This window comes from Pseudomonas sp. Arb-4-2C (assembly GCF_055755015.1).
The window spans coordinates 3,752,464-3,770,342 of record NZ_CM146899.1 but is presented as its reverse complement, the minus strand read 5'-3'; the positions used below and the strand labels follow the sequence as shown (position 1 = coordinate 3,770,342).

Annotated in this window: 12 protein-coding genes; 6 read left to right on the top strand and 6 right to left on the bottom strand. The window is 60.4% G+C overall.

Features of this window, described 5'->3' with window-relative positions:
* Positions 1-93: 93 nt before the first annotated feature.
* Genes AC0J41_RS16985 through mfd form a run of 3 tightly spaced genes read right to left on the bottom strand, consistent with a single transcriptional unit; the run spans position 94 to position 6,822 of the window.
* Positions 94-2,784, bottom strand: a complete 2,691-nt coding sequence (locus tag AC0J41_RS16985) for an SNF2-related protein (protein WP_473013110.1) — start codon at positions 2,782-2,784, stop codon at positions 94-96.
* Between the two features lie 11 nt (positions 2,785-2,795).
* Positions 2,796-3,362, bottom strand: a complete 567-nt coding sequence (locus tag AC0J41_RS16980; RefSeq protein ID WP_473013109.1) for a CsiV family protein — start codon at positions 3,360-3,362, stop codon at positions 2,796-2,798.
* A gap of 10 nt (positions 3,363-3,372) precedes the next feature.
* Positions 3,373-6,822: a transcription-repair coupling factor gene (mfd, locus tag AC0J41_RS16975; protein ID WP_025111063.1), complete on the bottom strand. Its 3,450-nt coding sequence runs from the start codon at positions 6,820-6,822 to the stop codon at positions 3,373-3,375.
* 354 nt (positions 6,823-7,176) lie between these two features.
* Here mfd and AC0J41_RS16970 point away from each other — a divergent pair, with 354 nt between their 5' ends.
* On the top strand, positions 7,177-8,640 hold the full coding sequence (locus tag AC0J41_RS16970; RefSeq protein ID WP_025111064.1) for a glyceraldehyde-3-phosphate dehydrogenase: 1,464 nt from the start codon (positions 7,177-7,179) through the stop codon (positions 8,638-8,640).
* A gap of 185 nt (positions 8,641-8,825) precedes the next feature.
* Here the strand turns inward: AC0J41_RS16970 and tcuC are convergent, their stop codons facing one another.
* Positions 8,826-10,127, bottom strand: a complete 1,302-nt coding sequence (gene tcuC, locus AC0J41_RS16965; protein ID WP_025111065.1) for an MFS transporter — start codon at positions 10,125-10,127, stop codon at positions 8,826-8,828.
* Positions 10,128-10,487: 360 nt separating this feature from the next.
* On the opposite strand from tcuC, the gene AC0J41_RS16960 reads away from it, so the two are divergent.
* Together AC0J41_RS16960 and sthA are read left to right on the top strand one after the other, a co-directional pair.
* Positions 10,488-11,504: an FAD:protein FMN transferase gene (locus tag AC0J41_RS16960; protein ID WP_473013108.1), complete on the top strand. Its 1,017-nt coding sequence runs from the start codon at positions 10,488-10,490 to the stop codon at positions 11,502-11,504.
* Between the two features lie 197 nt (positions 11,505-11,701).
* On the top strand, positions 11,702-13,096 hold the full coding sequence (gene sthA, locus AC0J41_RS16955; protein ID WP_007984277.1) for a Si-specific NAD(P)(+) transhydrogenase: 1,395 nt from the start codon (positions 11,702-11,704) through the stop codon (positions 13,094-13,096).
* Positions 13,097-13,138: 42 nt separating this feature from the next.
* Here the strand turns inward: sthA and AC0J41_RS16950 are convergent, their stop codons facing one another.
* Together AC0J41_RS16950 and AC0J41_RS16945 are read right to left on the bottom strand one after the other, a co-directional pair.
* Positions 13,139-13,861, bottom strand: coding sequence for a glycerophosphodiester phosphodiesterase (locus AC0J41_RS16950; protein ID WP_473013107.1), 723 nt, complete (start codon positions 13,859-13,861; stop codon positions 13,139-13,141).
* Between the two features lie 14 nt (positions 13,862-13,875).
* Positions 13,876-14,457, bottom strand: a complete 582-nt coding sequence (locus AC0J41_RS16945) for a PilZ domain-containing protein (RefSeq protein ID WP_003226578.1) — start codon at positions 14,455-14,457, stop codon at positions 13,876-13,878.
* Positions 14,458-14,551: 94 nt separating this feature from the next.
* On the opposite strand from AC0J41_RS16945, the gene AC0J41_RS16940 reads away from it, so the two are divergent.
* The 3 genes from AC0J41_RS16940 to AC0J41_RS16930 all read left to right on the top strand — a co-directional run bounded on the left by AC0J41_RS16940 (position 14,552) and on the right by AC0J41_RS16930 (position 17,801).
* On the top strand, positions 14,552-15,802 hold the full coding sequence (locus tag AC0J41_RS16940) for a lipoprotein-releasing ABC transporter permease subunit (protein ID WP_025111069.1): 1,251 nt from the start codon (positions 14,552-14,554) through the stop codon (positions 15,800-15,802).
* A 7-nt stretch (positions 15,803-15,809) separates the two neighbouring features.
* Positions 15,810-16,493 carry a lipoprotein-releasing ABC transporter ATP-binding protein LolD gene (gene lolD, locus AC0J41_RS16935; RefSeq protein WP_473013106.1) on the top strand — a complete coding sequence of 228 codons (684 nt, stop codon included), beginning with the start codon at positions 15,810-15,812 and terminating at the stop codon, positions 16,491-16,493.
* Positions 16,494-16,556: 63 nt separating this feature from the next.
* A complete protein-coding gene (locus tag AC0J41_RS16930; RefSeq protein WP_473013105.1) occupies positions 16,557-17,801 on the top strand; it encodes a lipoprotein-releasing ABC transporter permease subunit in 1,245 nt (414 codons plus the stop codon).
* Positions 17,802-17,879: the final 78 nt, after the last annotated feature.

Below are 17,879 nucleotides of genomic sequence, written 5' to 3'. Positions count from 1 at the left end.
GCAGGCTCGCTCCCACACTGGATCTGTGGCAATCACAAATCCCCTGTGGGAGCGAGCCTGCTCGCGAAAGCTTTCTGACCAACACTGCAACGCTCAACGCTTGTCGAACTTGTCCGGCAGCGGCGCAAACAGCGCTTCAATATCATCACTCTGCAGTTTCCAGTCCCCGGCCTTGCGCCCATCCAGCACGCCCGCTGCCAAGTCGGATTTTTCCTTCTGCAGGTGCTGAATCTTCTCTTCCACTGTGCCCCGGGCAATCATCTTGTAGACGAACACCGGTTTTTCCTGGCCGATCCGATACGCGCGATCAGTCGCCTGATTCTCGGTTGCCGGGTTCCACCACGGATCGTAATGAATCACCGTATCCGCTTCGGTCAGGTTCAAGCCGACGCCGCCGGCCTTCAGGCTGATCAGAAAGATCTGACGCTTGCCGCTCTGAAATTCCTTCACCGGCGTGCGTCGATCACGGGTCTGCCCGGTCAGCAGTGCGTAGGCGACATTGCGCTTTTTCAGTTCGTCTTCGATCAGCGTCAGCATCGAGGTGAACTGCGAAAACAGCAAAATCCGTCGACCTTCCTCGAACAGCTCCTCGAGCATTTCCATCAGGCTGTCGAGCTTGCCTGAGCTGCTGCCACGAGCGGGCAGGGTGGCGTCGTTGACCAGGCGCAAGTCGCAGCACACCTGACGCAGCTTGAGCAATGCTTCCAGAATGATGATCTGGCTGCGCGCGACACCCTTGCGGGTGATTTCGTCACGGACTTTCTTGTCCATCGCCAGGCGCATGGTCTCGTAGACATCACGCTGGGCTTCGTTGAGTTCGACCCAGTGGATGATCTCGGTCTTGGGCGGCAGCTCGGTGGCCACCTGTTCCTTGGTACGGCGCAGCAGAAACGGTTTTATCCGACCATTGAGGTGCTGAAGTCTGACTTCGCTGGCGCGCTTTTCGATGGGCACGCGGTAGTCGGCATTGAAGCTTTTTATATCGCCGAGCCAGCCGGGCAGCAGAAAGTGGAACAGCGACCACAACTCACCGAGGTGGTTTTCCAGCGGTGTACCGCTCAGGCACAGGCGTTGGCGCGCGTTGAGTTCGCGGGCGGCCTGCGCTGCTTTGCTATTGGGATTCTTGATGTACTGCGCTTCATCCAGCACCAGCACGTGCAGCGGCTGTTGCGCCAGACGCTCGACGTCCTTGGGCAGCAGTGCGTAGGTGGTCAGGATCAGGTCGAAGTCAGCCAGATTATCGAAATGCTTTTTCCGGTTGGCGCCATACAGCGCGACCACTTTCAGTTGCGGCGTGAAGTGTGCAGCCTCATCGAGCCAGTTCGGGATCAGGCTGGTGGGCATGACCACCATGCATGGTCGATCCAGGCGTCCGGCGTTTTTCTCGCTGAGAATGTGCGCCAGGGTCTGCAGGGTTTTACCCAGACCCATGTCGTCCGCAAGAATCCCGCCTACCTCAAGCTGACGCAAGGACTGCATCCAGCTCAACCCTTCGAGCTGATAAGGGCGCAGCGTCGCATTCAAGCCCTTCGGTGCCTTGGCTGTGTAATCACGGATGTCGCGCAGGCGTTGGGCGAAGCTGCGGATCTGTTCGCCACCCTCCCACAGCAGTGGAATGCCTTCCAGCGAGTTGAGCCGTGTGGCGTCGGCCTTGCTCAGGCGCAGGGTGGTTTCGCCCGGCTCCTGCAAGTAAAACTCGCCCAGCGTCGCCAGTACCGGTTTCAGTCGGCCAAGGGGCAGGGCCACTTGCAGCGGTCCATGTTCACTGTTGCGTTGCGGAATATTGACCAGAATCAGCTCGTCATCGCGGCGGCGCGCCAGACGTTCCGGGTTGAGGATTTCCGTGTGCGAACGCATCAGATTGAGCAGGATCGGCAGCAGGCTCAGGCGTTCGCCATTGACGATGATCCCCAGTTCCAGATCGAACCAGTCGCGTTCCGGTGTCTGTTCGACCTTGGCGTACCAATCGTCGACAGCAGTCAGATCGAAGCCGAATTCCTCATCGATCTGCAATTCCCAGCCTTGGGTGCGCAGCTTCGGCAGTTCGTTGAGGGTGAACGTCAGCCAGGCGCTGTCGTTGACCATCTCGTACAGCTCGCCGGCGCTTTCCGGCAGGGCTTTGCTCTGGCGGGTGGCGATACGAAAGCCGAGGATGCGTAACTGTTCGCGGTAGGACTGTTCCACTTCGGGGTGGCGTTTTATCCGCAGGGTCTGTGCTTCCTGGCGGATCAGGATGTCGCTGTTTTTCTGTCCGCTGACGTATTCATCCAGATAGCTGAACGACAGCGCCGCCCGGTGCTGGATGTACCGCTGCATCTTGCCGTTGCGCGGCTCGAACGCGCTGAATTCGACGCTTGCCAGCCACAGGCGCGGCACCGGTTGCACATTGTCCACCAGCACTTGCGGCGGCGCCTTGGGGCTGCGGTTTTCGAGGACGGCCTGGAGCTTTTCCAGCAGTTCGGCGTCTTTCGCGGCGGCAGGGTATTCGAGGGTTTCCTGCACTTGCAGCAGCACCGCTGCGCAATGTTTGCAGTTGCTGCGCACCGGGCAGGTGCAAGCGGCGTCAACCAGCAGCAGGGTGCCTTTGGCTGACTCGCGCAGGTGAATGGTCTGACGGTAGACATTGCCGCCAGAGCCTTCGCAGCTGGCGGTGATGGTGGCATCGCCCACTTGGGCTATGCGTACTCGATTCTCCAGGGCGTAGCGGCGGCCACGCTCCAGGCTCTGTTCCTTGAATCGGCTGACCCAGGAGGGTGCCAACGGTTTACTCAGGGGCGGGGACATAAGGACTTCGATCAGTCCGGAATGGCTTCAGGCGCTTCCCGTGGCGCAGGCGCCGTCAGGGAAGTGATCTTGATCAGCAGGGCCAGATGGCCGTTGTCGAGATAGTTGAGTTGGCCGTTTTTGGTGTGGCTGTCCTGCTTCAGGCGTTCGCTGGCGGTGACCATGCCGTTGGTGTCGATCTGGTTGACCCAGAAGTCGGCGTTCACATCGGTGAAGCGTCCCAGTTTCAGTTCCAGGGTGCCCTCGATCGGGAATTGGCCGAACTGTTCCTTGCCGTCGCTGACCGCCACCTTGGTCGGCGCCTCGCCGAGGGTCTGCTGCCAAGCCTTGTGCAGCAGTACGCTGTACTCGCCGCTGGCGGTGAGTTTGCTGGCAACCTCACCCAGTGCAGGCGTGCGCTGGCTGGCAGCGTCCAGTCGTTGAGCGCCGGCGGCCCAGTCTTCCGGGGCGGCACGGCTGACGATCGCCGGTACAGCGTTCTGCCGGACCAGAATCATTTCGACCTGATACAGGTCATCGGCAAACGCCATCGGTGCTACGAAGGTCAGTAGCAAAGTCAGTGAGCGAAACAGGCGCATGCGGCGTCCTTCAAACAGTTTTCGGGAGGAGACGCTCGAACAGCGCCTCTACAGTATTAAAGCGCTCTTCCGGGCGCTCCATCGGCACCTGGAACTTGAACATCGTGGCGCCTTCGAATTTGTAGCGTTTTGGCTGAGTCTGGATCAGTTTGATCAAGGTCATCGGGTCGACCGGCGTTTGGGCGGCGAACTCGATGCGTCCGCCTTGCGGGCCGCCATCGACCTTTTTGATACCCAATTGCTCGGCCTGCAACTTGAGCGCAGTGATGCGCACCAGGTTCTTCGTAGGCTCCGGCAGCAGGCCGAAACGGTCGATCATCTCGACTTGCAGATCCTTCAGGCCTTCCTCGTCGGTGGCCGAAGCGATGCGCTTGTACAGAATCAGGCGCGCATGCACATCCGGCAGATAGTCTTCCGGAATCAGCGCCGGCACGCGCAGGTTGACCTCAGGGCCACCGCCGAGTGGTTGATCGAGGTTCGGTTGCTCGCCCTTGCGGATCGATTTCACCGCGCGCTCGAGCATTTCCATATACAGCGTGAAACCCACGGCCTGAATCTGACCGCTCTGACCGTCGCCGAGCAGTTCGCCAGCGCCGCGGATTTCCAGGTCGTTGGTTGCCAGTACGAAACCGGCACCGAGGTCCTGAGTATTGGCAATCGCTTCAAGACGTTTTTCGGCGTCCGAGGTGATTTGCTGGCGCGGCGGGGTCAGCAGGTAGGCGTAAGCCTGGTGGTGACTGCGGCCGACGCGACCACGTAACTGGTGCAGTTGCGCCAGCCCGAACTTGTCGGCGCGCTCGATGATGATGGTGTTGGCGCTCGGCACGTCGATGCCGGTCTCGATGATGGTCGAGGCAATCAGCACGTTGAAGCGCTTGTGGTAGAAGTCGCTCATCACCTGTTCGAGTTCGCGCTCGCGCATCTGCCCGTGGCCGATGCCGATCCGTGCTTCCGGCACCAGTTCGGCGAGATCCGCCGCGCACTTCTCAATGGTCTTCACGTCGTTGTGCAAGTAGTAAACCTGACCACCGCGCAGCAGTTCACGCAGCAGGGCCTCTTTGACCGTGCTCTTGTTCTGCTCCATGACGAAGGTGCGTACCGACAGGCGTCGCGCCGGTGGCGTGGCGATGATCGACAGATCGCGCATGCCCGACACTGCCATGTTCAGCGTGCGCGGAATCGGCGTGGCGGTCAGCGTAAGAATGTCGACTTCGCTGCGCAGGGCCTTGAGCTGTTCTTTCTGACGGACACCGAAGCGGTGTTCTTCGTCGATGATCACAAGGCCAAGGTTTTTGATCTTCACGTCGTCGGACAGCAGCTTGTGCGTGCCGATGACGATGTCGATCTTGCCTTCCGCCAAGTCGGCGATTGCCGCGTTGACTTCCTTGGCCGATTTGAAGCGGCTCATCACTTCCACGGTCACCGGCCAGTCGGCGAAGCGGTCGCGGAAGCTGTTGTAGTGTTGTTGGGCGAGCAGGGTGGTCGGCACCAGAATTGCCACCTGACGACCGCCATGCACGGCGATGAACGCTGCGCGCATCGCCACTTCGGTCTTGCCGAAACCGACGTCGCCGCAGACCAGGCGGTCCATCGGTTTTGGCGCGAGCATGTCTTCGCGCACCGCTTCGATGGTCGACTGCTGGTCCGGGGTTTCTTCGAACGGGAAGCCGGCGCTGAACGTGGCGTAATCGGCCTTCGGGTCGGCGAACGCGTAGCCTTCGCGGGCGGCGCGACGGGCGTAGATGTCGAGCAGTTCGGCGGCGACGTCGCGAACCTGCTCGGCCGCTTTGCGCTTGGCTTTCTGCCAGGTTTCGGAGCCGAGGCGGTGCAGTGGCGCCAACGCGTCATCGCTGCCGGTGTAGCGTGCGATCAAATGCAGGTTGGCCACCGGCACGTACAGCTTGGCGTTCTCGGCGTATTCCAGGGTGAGGAACTCGGCGGCCTGGCTGTCGATCTCCAGAATCGTCAGGCCCAGATAACGTCCGACACCGTGATCGATATGCACCACTGGCGCGCCTTCGCGCAGCTCGGTGAGGTTTTTGATCACTGCGTCGTTGTTGCCGTCTGCACGCTTCTCGCGACGCCGACGCTGCATCACGCGCTGCCCGAACAGCGGGCTCTCGGCCACAAGCGCCAACGCCGGGTCGTCGAGCATCAGGCCTTCGTCGAGCGGCGCAATGGTGATCGCCAGGCGATCTTTGCTGCTGACGAAGTCCGGCCAGCTCTCGACGGTTTTCGGTCGTAGCTTCAGGCGTTCCAGCAGCTCCAGCAAGACTTCGCGACGGCCCGCCGATTCGGCAGTGAACAGCACGCGCCCGGGGAATTCGTCGAGGAATGCCGAAAGCGCCGCCAGCGGCTGCGTGGCCTTGGCTTCGATTGCCAGATTTGGCAGAGCCTGCGCCGGGAAACGCTCACGGCCGGCGCCGGGTTCCACATCCTGTTGGCTGGCGACCACGCGTGGCCAGCTCTTGAGGCGGGCAAAGCAGTCTTCCACCGGCAGGAACAATTCTGCGGGTGGCAATAAAGGACGCGAAGGATCGACGCGGCGTTCTTCATAACGATTGCGCACGTCGTTCCAGAAATTTTCCGCCGCTTGTTCGATGCCCGGCAGCGAGAAGACCTGGGTGTCCTGCGGCAGGTAGTCGAAGAGGGTCGAGGTTTCGTCGAAGAACAGCGGCAGGTAGTACTCGATGCCGGCCGGGGTAATGCCGCTGCTCAGGTCCTGGAAGATCGGGCAGCGACGGAAGTCGACGTCGAAGCGCTCGCGAAAGCGCGCCTTGAAGCGGGTGACCGCATCTTTCTGCAGCGGGAATTCGCGGGCCGGCAGCAGCTTGACCGAATCGACCTTGTCGATGGAACGCTGGTTTTCCGGATCGAAGGTGCGCAGGGTTTCGATTTCGTCGTCGAACAGGTCGATGCGATACGGCAGCTTGCTGCCCATCGGGAACAGGTCGATCAGTGCGCCGCGTACGGTGAACTCGCCGTGCTCATAGACCGTGTCGACGTAGCGATAGCCACTGGCTTCAAGCCGCGAGCGCATCTGTTCGACGTCGAGCTTCTGCCCGACATCCAGCACCAGACTGCTGCCGAGCAGGAATTTGGTCGGCGCCAGACGGTGCAGCGCGGTGGTGATCGGCACCACCAGTACGCCGTGTGCCAGCTCCGGCAATCTATACAGGCTGGCAATACGCTGGGAAATGATGTCCTGGTGCGGCGAGAACAGGTCGTAGGGCAGGGTTTCCCAGTCGGGAAAATGCAGGACGGGCAAATCCGGGGCGAAGAAGCTCAGCTCCTGTTCCAGCCGTTCGGCACTCTGGCTGTCGGCGGTCAGTAGCAAGGTGAAGCGCTTGGCAGCGCTGGCAGCCTCGGCAATCGCGAGGCTGAGGGCAGCACCGGGCAGGTTGCCCCAATGCTGTTTACCTGCCGCGGCAGGGAGAAGCGGTAGACGCAGAACGGGCACGGAAGGTTGAGCTCCAGGCTTTGCGACAAAGTCGGTAATTGTAGCGGCGTCCGGTGCCGCCTGTCAGTTGCAGACTGCGTCTATCTTCGCTGTTTGCGCGAAATGTAGTGGTAACCATAAAAACGAGCACTTTTTTTGCGGTTATGTAGTGCCGAAATCGACTGGTGTTACGGAGGGTTACAGACATCGTCTAACAGTCGTCGAAAAATTGACTGTGCTGAAAGCCCCGGTTTTACTGGGCTGGCGCGGGGCGTAATTTTTTTGAACGGAATTTTGTTACCGATTGCGCGACAAGCGCGCATTGCTACGCGAGGTTCTCGGCGGCATAATGTAGCCCCTTTTTTCTGCCCCTACATGTGGAAGGTTACCGTGACTCAGAAGCCCGACCAGTGTCTTGGTGAATGGATCGACCGTGAAGCTCTCGCAGAAGCGATGATTCCGCTTATCGGTCAGCTCTACCGCAATAACAACGTGGTGAGCTCGATCTATGGCCGCAGCCTGATCAACCAGTCTGTCATCGCGATTCTCAAAGCTCACCGCTTTGCTCGCCACCGTTCTTCCGACGACAGCGAACTCTCCGTCCACGAAACATTCCCACTGCTCAAGGCCATGAGCGAGCTCAAGCTCGGCGCGGCTTCGGTAGACCTGGGCAAGTTGGCGTTCAAATTCCGCAGCGAAGGCAATGGCCGCAGTGCCGAGCAGTTTGTTCGCGAAGAACTGGCTGACGTGGTTGGCCAGCAAAACGCTTCGGCCCGTAAAGGCACTGACGTTGTCCTGTACGGCTTCGGTCGTATCGGCCGTCTGCTGGCGCGCATCCTGATCGAGAAAACCGGTGGTGGCGACGGTCTGCGTCTGCGTGCCATCGTCGTGCGCAAAGGCGCCGACAATGACCTGACCAAGCGCGCCAGCCTGCTGCGTCGCGATTCGGTACACGGTCCGTTCAACGGCACCATCGTCATCGACGAAGAAAACAACACCATCACCGCCAACGGTAACCTGATCCAGGTGATCTACGCGAAGAACCCGACCGAGGTGGATTACACCCAGTACGGCATCAAAGACGCGCTGCTGGTGGACAACACCGGTGTATGGCGTGACGCCGATGGTCTGGGCCAGCACCTGCAATGCCCGGGTGTCTCCCGCGTTGTTCTGACCGCGCCTGGCAAAGGCAAACTGAAGAACATCGTTCACGGTATCAACCACAACGAAATCACCGCTGACGACAAGATCGTGTCTGCCGCTTCCTGCACCACCAACGCCATCGTGCCGGTGCTCAAGGCTGTGAATGACAAGTTCGGGATCATCAACGGTCACGTCGAAACCGTTCACTCGTACACCAACGACCAGAACCTGATCGACAACTTCCACAAGGGTGATCGTCGTGGCCGTAGCGCCGCGCTGAACATGGTAATCACCGAGACCGGTGCTGCCACCGCTGCTGCCAAGGCCCTGCCTGAGCTGGCTGGCAAGCTGACCGGTAACGCGATCCGTGTTCCGACGCCAAACGTGTCGATGGCCATTCTCAACCTGAACCTTGAGAAAGCCGCCACCCGTGAAGAGATGAACGAGTACCTGCGCTACATGGCGCTGCACTCCGATCTGCACAAGCAAATCGACTTCGTCAACTCGCAGGAAGTGGTTTCCACTGACTTCGTGGGTTCGCGTCACGCCGGTGTGGTCGATGCTGAAGCGACCATCGTTCAGGACAACCGCGTTGTTCTGTACGTCTGGTACGACAACGAGTTCGGCTACAGCTGCCAGGTTGTTCGCGTGATGGAAGACATGGCCGGTGTAAACCCGCCAGCGTTCCCGCGCTAAGCACTCGCTGCAAATGAAAACGCCCCGACTTAGGTCGGGGCGTTTTTGTTTGTGTGGCTGGTAAATCTTTATTGCCTGTACCGGCCTCTTCGGGAGCAAGTCCCCTCCCACAGGTTTTCGTGGTATTCACAGGTTTCTTGTGCGACACAAAACCCAGTGGAAGGGGGCTTGCTCCCGAAGGCGTCCTAGCGGGCGCCGCCGACTATCGAAGCTTGCGCGGTGCGCAGTTCATGCTTGTTGCCCCGGAACAGCACCAGCGTCGCAATCAACCCCAGCACCGCCGCACCGCTGAGCCAGATCCCCGGCGCAGCCTTGTTGTCCAGCACATGAATCAGGTAAGTACACGCCGCCGGCGTGAAGCCACCGAAGGTCGCAGTCGCCAGGCTATAGGCCAGCGAGAACCCGGTGGTTCGTACGTCCACCGGCATGATTTCGGTCAGTGCCACCACCATCGCGCCGTTGTACGAGCCGTACAGGAACGACAGCCAGAGTTCGACGATCAGCAGATGGCTGAAGCTCGGATTCGCCACCAGCCACGACAGGGCAGGGTAAGCGGTCAGGATCGCCAGAATGGTCGCTGCCAGCAGCAGGGGTTTGCGACCGATCTTGTCCGACAGCGAGCCCATCACCGGCAGCCAGAAGAAGTTCGACAGACCGATGCACACCGTCACCAGCAACGCGTCGAAATCTGACAAATGCAGTTCAGCCTTGCCGAAGGTCGGGGTGTAGGCGGTGATCAGGTAGAACGACACCGTGGTCATCACCACCAGCGCCATGCCGGCGATGACGATGCCAAAGTTCTGACCGATCGAGCGAACGATTTCCCGCAGGGTAGGGCGATGTTTGCGCGCCTGGAATTCCGGAGTTTCCTCCAGCGAACGACGAATGACGAAGATCACCGGAACGATCATGCAGCCGATCAGGAACGGCACGCGCCAGCCCCAGTCACCCATCTGCTCCGGGCTCAGCCAGTGGTTGAGGCCAACACCGAGCAGGCCGGCAAACACCACTGCTGCCTGCTGGCTGGCGGACTGCCAACTGACGAAGAAGCCCTTGCGGCCCGGCGTGGCGATTTCCGCCAGGTACACCGAGACCCCGCCCAGCTCGACGCCGGCCGAGAAGCCTTGCAGCAAGCGGCCGAACAGCACGATCAGTGGGGCGGCAACGCCAAGGGTGGCATAACCGGGGACGCAGGCGATCAGCACCGTACCGGCAGCCATCAGCGCCAGCGTGATGATCAAGCCCTTGCGACGACCATGCCGGTCAATGTAGGCGCCGAGGAAAATTGCCCCCAGCGGACGCATCAGGAAGCCGGCACCGAACGTTGCCAGGGAGAGCATCAGGGAGGCGAAGGCGCTGTCGGCCGGGAAGAAGGTTTTGGCGATGGCCGTGGCATAGAAGCCGTAGACCATGAAGTCGAACATCTCGAGAAAATTGCCGCTGACAACGCGAAAAATCGCTTTGCCTTTGCCCGTGGTGGAGGACATTGGTTCGTACTCTCTGTTGGCTGTCTTATTGGATATCCCTGATCTAGACACGTCCTCGCCGTCACGCGGCAAACTCAGGCAGTACCCGTGAACAGTTTTGTAACCATATGTGTATAAAGATCGTTAGGCAACAACTGGTTAGGTCACTGCTTAAACGATATAGCCATTACGAAGGCCAGCATGACGCTATCAAGTGAATGAAAAATCTGTAGGAGTGAGCCTGCTCGCGATAGCGTCGTATCAGCCAATAGATCTTTTGTTGGGCTACCGCTATCGCGAGCAGGCTCACTCCTACAGGGTTTCGCGCATAATCTTCAGCCTGGTGCTGTGTCAGAGGGTTCGTTGTGGGGAGTAGGGGATTTGTCTAAAGAGCGGCTGATTGGCCTGTTGCTGCTGGTGGGCGCTTTGTCCGGCTGCGGCAATGGCGATTCGCTGGAAAGCATCGGTGGCCCGACCATGGGCAGCACTTATTCGATCAAGTATGTGCGCCACGCCGGCCTTCCAGAACCCGCGCAGGTTCAGCGTGAAGTGGAAAAAATCCTCACCGACGTCGACCTCCAGATGTTGACCTATCGCAGTGACTCCGACATCGAGCGCTTCAACGCTTTGCCGGCAAACAGCTGTCAGACGATGCCGGCCTCCGTGCTCGAACTGGTCCGGGTTGGCGAACAACTGTCAGTGCAAAGCGAAGGCTCCTACGACCTGACCGTCGAACCGCTGATGAATCTGTGGGGGTTCGGCCCGCAAGGTCGGGAAGAAAAAGTCCCCAGCGCCGCCGCCGTGGCCGAAGCCCTGCAGCGGGTCGGCTACCGCCATTTGCATATCGACGCTGACCGCTTGTGCAAGGATGCGCCGGTCGAAGTCGACTTCAACAGCATCGCTGCCGGTTACGCGGTGGACACCATTGCCGCTCGCCTCGAGTCCATGGGTATCCGCGACTATCTGGCCGAAGCCACTGGCGAGTTGAAGGCCAGGGGCAAAAAGCCTGACGGCTCGGCATGGCGCATCGCGCTGGAGGAACCGCGCGATGATCAGCAGGTGGCCGAGCGCGTTATCAATGTCGATGGCTACGGCGTTTCCACTTCCGGTGATTACCGCAATTATTTCCTGCAGGGCGGTCGGCGCTATTCCCACACCTTCGATGCGCATAGCGGGGCGCCGGTCCTACACAACCTGGCGTCGGTCACGGTAATTCATCCTTCAGCGTTGATGGCCGATGGACTATCGACGCTGTTGCTGATTCTCGGGCCTGAACGGGCGTGGGACTATGCCGAAAAACATGACATTGGTGCATTCTTCGTGATTCGTGCCGATACAGGTTTCGTCATCCGCACCAGTCAGGCTTTCGAGCGCCTCAGTGGCGCAAAAGTTGACTGAGAACAGTACGAAAGCTGGCGTTGTAGTGCAGGCAAAAGTAGCCTACGACGCGACCAAGGGTTAATGTGCGCGGCGTTGACGCTTCTATAGACTGTGTCCGGGTTCTTTACTGGCCCCCAATTGTTCCTTCGCGCCGCGATTCGGCGTGATTTAGCCGCCGGTGCTGCTGGCACCGCGGCCTGTTCTGAGGAGTACGCATGGCTGTCTACAACTACGACGTGGTGGTGTTGGGTTCCGGCCCGGCGGGAGAAGGCGCGGCAATGAACGCCGCCAAAGCAGGGCGCAAGGTGGCGATGGTCGACAGCCGTCGCCAGGTCGGCGGTAACTGCACCCACCTGGGAACCATCCCGTCCAAGGCCCTGCGTCACTCGGTCCGGCAGATCATGCAGTTCAACACCAACCCGATGTTCCGGGCGATCGGCGAGCCGCGCTGGTTCTCCTTCCCGGACGTGTTGAAAAGCGCCGAGAAAGTCATTTCCAAACAAGTCGCTTCGCGTACCGGCTACTACGCCCGTAACCGCGTCGACGTGTTCTTCGGCACCGGCAGCTTCGCTGACGAACAAACCATCGAAGTGGTCTGCGCCAACGGCGTGGTCGAGAAACTGGTGGCCAAGCACATCATCATCGCCACCGGTTCGCGTCCGTATCGCCCGGCGGACATCGATTTCCACCACCCGCGTATCTACGATAGCGACACCATCCTCAGCCTCGGCCACACCCCGCGCAAACTGATTGTTTACGGCGCCGGCGTGATCGGCTGTGAATACGCCTCGATCTTCAGCGGTCTGGGTGTACTGGTTGAGCTGGTGGACAACCGCGGTCAGTTGCTGAGCTTCCTCGACTCGGAAATCTCCCAGGCGCTGAGCTACCACTTCAGCAACAACAACATCACCGTGCGCCACAACGAAGACTACGACCGTGTCGAAGGCGTGGACAACGGCGTGATCCTGCACCTCAAGTCCGGCAAGAAGATCAAGGCCGACGCCTTGCTCTGGTGCAACGGCCGTACCGGTAATACCGATCAGCTCGGTCTGGAAAACATCGGCGTCAAGGTCAACAGCCGTGGTCAGATCGAAGTCGACGAGGCCTACCGCACCTGCGTGCCGAACATCTACGGTGCAGGCGACGTGATCGGCTGGCCGAGCCTGGCCAGTGCCGCCCACGACCAGGGTCGTTCGGCAGCCGGCAGCATCGTCGATAACGGTAGCTGGCGCTTTGTGAATGACGTGCCGACCGGCATCTACACCATTCCGGAGATCAGCTCGATCGGCAAGAACGAGCAGGAACTGACCCAGGCCAAAGTGCCGTACGAAGTGGGCAAGGCGTTCTTCAAGAGCATGGCGCGGGCACAGATCGCCGGCGAGCCGCAAGGCATGCTGAAGATCCTGTTCCACCGTGAAACCCTGGAAGTGCTGGGCGTTCACTGCTTTGGTTATCAGGCCTCGGAGATCGTGCACATCGGTCAGGCGATCATGAACCAGCCGGGCGAACTGAACACGTTGAAGTACTTCGTCAACACCACGTTCAACTACCCGACCATGGCCGAAGCCTATCGGGTAGCGGCGTACGACGGCCTCAACCGGCTTTTTTGACGGGCTCCGGCCGGTGGCCTGAGCCGGCCGGGGAGACCGATTTCAGCAACTCTCAAGGGTGGCAGTGGCCAAACCGGGAAAGTCTGTAATCAGGCTGTCAACGCCGAAGTCGGCGAGTCTGCGCATCAGCGCAGGCTCGTTGACGGTCCATACCGACACATGCAGCCCCTGACGCTGCGCCTTCTGCAGGCGTTCCGGCGTACACAGCGTCCAGTTCAAAGCCAGAATCTCACAGCCATAGCTGGTCGCGACCTTCAGTGGGTCGAGCCAGGCGTATTCGGCTACCAATCCCCGTGATACGTCCGGTACCAGATCCAGCGCCGCTTTCAGCACTTCCCGTGAACTCGAGGTGATCGTCACCTTGTCCAGCAGGCCATGACGCTGAGCCATTTCGCGAATCGCCAGCACGGTGGTCGCTGCGCGGGTGCGCGAAGCACTTTTGACTTCCAGTTGCCAGTGCTCGAAATCGCACTTCTCGAACAATTCTTCCAGCGTCGGAATCGGGCATGGCTTGATCCAGCCCGGGCCGCCCTTGCGCGCGTCGTAGGTCACCAGCTCGGCAGCGGTGTGCTCGACGACTTTGCCGCGACGGTCAGTGGTGCGCTTGAGGGTCGGGTCGTGGATCACCATCAACTCGCCGTCCTTGGACAGGTGCAGATCCAGTTCGCAACGGCGCACGCCGTGTTTGAGACATTCCTGAAAACTGCTCAGGGTATTTTCCGGTGCTTCGCCCTTGGCGCCGCGGTGGCCGTAGATGAGGGTCACGGTGCTTCCTTAATTTAAATGCCGGATTCGTTCTGTTCGCGAGCCAGGCGTCGTTCCTGGGCCTGCTTCTGCAAGATATAACGGGCGAGCAACTGGCGCTGGGCGTCGGTCAAGTGTTCGAACTCGGTGCCAACGTCGTAGCCGTCGCCCTTGCGGTCGCAATGGGTGACACGGGCGCGCAGCAGCAGGCCGAGCGCCTGGGGCATCAGCACCAGTTTGACCGACAGGTGCGCGCCGGTGGCGAGCGCTGTGGGGTGCTGAAAGTCGATCCCGCCTTCGGAAATGATCACCGGTTGCGGCTCGCCTATGTGGCCGAGCACGGTCAGGGCGACCACCTGGCTGAGCAGGTCGATGCGCTTGTTCTGGGATTTGAGGAACGCGGCAATGGCCCGATCACGCTCGCTGATCTGGCGCAACAGGTGCTGCGACTCGAATTCGCTCAGGTGCAGTTCGCTGAGCAGGTTGAACAGCGGGGAAGCATCCTGCAACACTTCCTGGCCTGCGGCTTCGGGAGCGGACAGGGGCCGAATTTCCAGTGCGATCGTGTCCTCGATACGGTAGTATTCGCGGCGATCTTCTTCATCTAATGTCGACATGGCGAACCCATGGTAGCGGCGGTGGTCTGAGTGTAAAGCTGGTTATCGACCCCCGCCACAAGGACGTTCCTTTTCCCTCCGAACAAGCCCCGACATGTTCAGACCTCTCTTCGTATTTATCGGCACGCGTTATACCCGTGCAAAGCGTCGCAATCATTTTGTGTCATTCATTTCCCTGACTTCGATGATCGGGCTCGCCCTTGGCGTGATCGTGATGATCGTGGTGCTATCGGTGATGAACGGCTTCGATCATGAGATGCGCACCCGCGTGCTGGGCATGGTGCCCCACGCGACCCTTGAATCTGGCGAGCCGATCAACGATTGGCAAAGCCTGGCCGCCAAGGTCAAACGCAACCCGGAGGTGACGGCCGTTGCGCCGTTCACCCAGATGCAGGGTTTGCTGACCAACAACGGTCAGGTGTCCAAGGTGTTGCTCAACGCCATCGACCCTGCGCTTGAGCGCAACGTGTCGATCATCGACAACTTCATGAAGCAGGGCAAACTCGACGACCTGACGCCGGGCAGCTTCGGCATCGTCATCGGCGACAAGGCCGCGACCAAGCTGGGCGTGGGCCTCGGTGACAAGGTCACCTTCGTCGCGCCGGAGGTCAGCGTGACCCCGGCCGGGATGTTCCCGCGCATGAAGCGCTTTACCGTGGTCGGCATTTTCCATGTCGGCGCCGGTGAGCTGGACGGCTATCTGGGTGTCACCAACCTGCAGGATCTGGCGAAGATGCACCGCTGGAAGCCTGATCAGGTGCAGGGCATCCGGATGAAGTTCGATGACTTGTTCCAGGCGCCACGCGTGGCCTGGACCATCGCCCAGCAGCTGGGCGAAGACCATTACTACGCCCGCGACTGGACCCGCACCCACGGCAACCTGTATCAGGCGATCCGCATGGAAAAAGCCATGATCGGCCTGCTGTTGCTGCTGATCGTCGCGGTGGCCGCGTTCAACATCATTTCCACGCTGGTGATGGTGGTGAATGACAAGAAGGGCGACATCGCCATTCTGCGTACCCTTGGCGCCACGCCGGGGACGATCATGCGCACGTTCATGGTGCAGGGCACGGTGATTGGCGTGGTCGGTACGGCCATCGGCGCCGTGGTCGGGATTTTTGCCGCGTTGAACGTCAGCGCCGCGATTTCGGCGCTGGAAGGGCTGATCGGCCACAAGTTCCTCAACGCCGACGTGTACTTCATCGATTACCTGCCGTCGCAGGTGCAGAGCCAGGACGTGGTCATGGTCTGCGCCGCCGCGTTGGTCCTGAGTTTCCTCGCCACCCTGTATCCCGCCTGGCGTGCTGCGCGCACCCAGCCGGCGGAGGCGCTACGTTATGAGTGAGTCGGGCATGAGTGATAAAGCAATCTTGAGCTGCCGCAACCTGGGCAAATCCTACGAGGAAGGCCCGGAGTCGGTGCAAGTGTTGGCCGGTCTGCAACTGGAGTTGCACCCGGGCGAGCGTGTCGCGATCGTCGGCAAATCCGGTTCGGGCAAAAGTACTTTGCTCAACCTGCTGGGCGGTCTCGACACGCCGACCGAGGGCAGCGTCTGGCTCGACGGCGAAGAACTGTCGGCGCTGAGCGAGAAGAAGCGTGGCCTGCTGCGTAACCGTGCTCTCGGGTTCGTGTACCAGTTCCACCACTTGCTGCCGGAGTTCACCGCACTGGAAAACGTCTGCATGCCGCTGTTGATCGGCAAGACCGCGATCCCTGAAGCGCGTCAGCGTGCCACGGCGTTGCTCGAGCGAGTAGGGCTGGGCCATCGCCTGGAACACAAACCGGCGGAACTGTCCGGTGGCGAGCGCCAACGTGTGGCCATTGCCCGGGCACTGGTGAACAATCCAGGCCTGGTGATGCTCGACGAGCCGACCGGCAACCTAGACTCGCACACCGCCGAAGGCATTCAGGATCTGATGCTGGAACTCAGCACCTCGATGCGCACCGCGTTCCTGGTGGTGACTCACGACATGAACCTGGCTCGCCAGATGGACCGCGTCCTGCAATTGCAGGAAGGCTGCCTGACGCCCATCTGACCGACCGAAACCCGCTGCCTGTGAAGGCATCGGGTCTTTTATTTTTATACGGTGCCCCAGCGAATGTTCAGACCGTTATCGATCTTTATCGGCACGCGCTATACCCGCGCCAAGCGCCGCAATCGCTTTGTTTCGTTCATCTCGATGACCTCGATGATCGGTCTCGCCCTCGGCGTGCTGGCGATGATCGTGGTGCTGTCGGTGATGAACGGCTTCCAGCGCGAAATGAGCTCGCGCATCCTTGGCATGGTGCCGCACGTGACCATCGTCGGCGTAAAGCCGATTGATGACTGGCAGCCGGTAGCCGCCGCCGCGCTGAAGAATCCTGAAGTGACCGCCGCCGTGCCGTTCACCGAAATGGAAGGCATGCTGTCCTACAAGGGCTTGATGCAGCCGATCCAGATCAGTGGCGTCGACCCGGCCCAGGAAGGCAAGGTATCGATCGTCGCCCAGCACATCGTGCAGGGCCGTCTCGATGACTTGAAGCCGGGCGAATTCGGCGTGGTGATCGGTGAAATCACCGCGCGCCGCTTCCGCCTCAATGTCGGCGACAAGATCACCCTGATCGTGCCGGAAGTCAGCACCGCGCCGGGTGGCATCACCCCGCGCATGCAGCGCCTCAACGTGGTTGGAGTGTTCAAGGTCGGTGCCGAACTGGACGGCTCCATGGGTCTGATCCACGTGGCCGACGCGGCAACCATGCAGCACTGGGAGCCGAATCAGGTGCAGAGCGTGCGTCTGGCGGTCAAGGATTTGTACGCCGCGCCGAAGGTTTCTTCGGACATCGCCGCAGGCCTGGGTGCCGAGTTCAAGGCTGACGATTGGACCCACACCCAGGGCAGCCTGTTCAGTGCGATGAAAATGGAAAAAACCATGATCGGCCTGCTGTTGCTGATGATCGTCGCGGTGGCCGCGTTCAACATCATCGCCACGCTGATCATGGTGGTGAACGACAAGGGCGCGGACATCGCGATCCTGCGCACCATCGGTGCCACGCCACGGCAGATCATGGCGATCTTCATGGTGCAGGGCACGGTGATCGGGATTGTCGGCACCATCATCGGCGGCGTGCTCGGCGTGATCGCGGCGCTGAACGTCAGTGAGATGGTCGGCTGGGTCGAGCGCGTCACCGGGCAGCATATCTTCAGTTCCGACGTGTATTTCGTCAGTAACCTGCCTTCGGAGTTGCAGGGTGGGGATGTGCTGTTGATCTGCTCGGCGGGCTTTATTCTGAGCTTCCTGGCAACGGTGTACCCGGCGTTGCGGGCGGCGAAGATCGAGCCGGCTCACGCGCTGAGATATTCGTAAGCGGATACACCGCTTTCGCGAGCAAGCCCGCTCCCACAATGGATCTGTAATTCAGCTCAATCCACTGTGGGAGCGGGC

What these genes read in the sequence shown, in the direction of transcription:
- AC0J41_RS16940 (WP_025111069.1), top strand. Translation starts at nt 14,552, where the DNA reads ATGTTCAGACCTCTCTTCGTATTTATCGGCACGCGTTATACCCGTGCA.
- lolD (WP_473013106.1), top strand. Translation starts at nt 15,810, where the DNA reads ATGAGTGATAAAGCAATCTTGAGCTGCCGCAACCTGGGCAAATCCTAC.
- AC0J41_RS16985 (WP_473013110.1), bottom strand. Translation starts at nt 2,784, where the DNA reads ATGTCCCCGCCCCTGAGTAAACCGTTGGCACCCTCCTGGGTCAGCCGA.
- AC0J41_RS16930 (WP_473013105.1), top strand. Translation starts at nt 16,557, where the DNA reads ATGTTCAGACCGTTATCGATCTTTATCGGCACGCGCTATACCCGCGCC.
- AC0J41_RS16945 (WP_003226578.1), bottom strand. Translation starts at nt 14,457, where the DNA reads ATGTCGACATTAGATGAAGAAGATCGCCGCGAATACTACCGTATCGAG.
- tcuC (WP_025111065.1), bottom strand. Translation starts at nt 10,127, where the DNA reads ATGTCCTCCACCACGGGCAAAGGCAAAGCGATTTTTCGCGTTGTCAGC.
- AC0J41_RS16980 (WP_473013109.1), bottom strand. Translation starts at nt 3,362, where the DNA reads ATGCGCCTGTTTCGCTCACTGACTTTGCTACTGACCTTCGTAGCACCG.
- AC0J41_RS16970 (WP_025111064.1), top strand. Translation starts at nt 7,177, where the DNA reads ATGTGGAAGGTTACCGTGACTCAGAAGCCCGACCAGTGTCTTGGTGAA.
- sthA (WP_007984277.1), top strand. Translation starts at nt 11,702, where the DNA reads ATGGCTGTCTACAACTACGACGTGGTGGTGTTGGGTTCCGGCCCGGCG.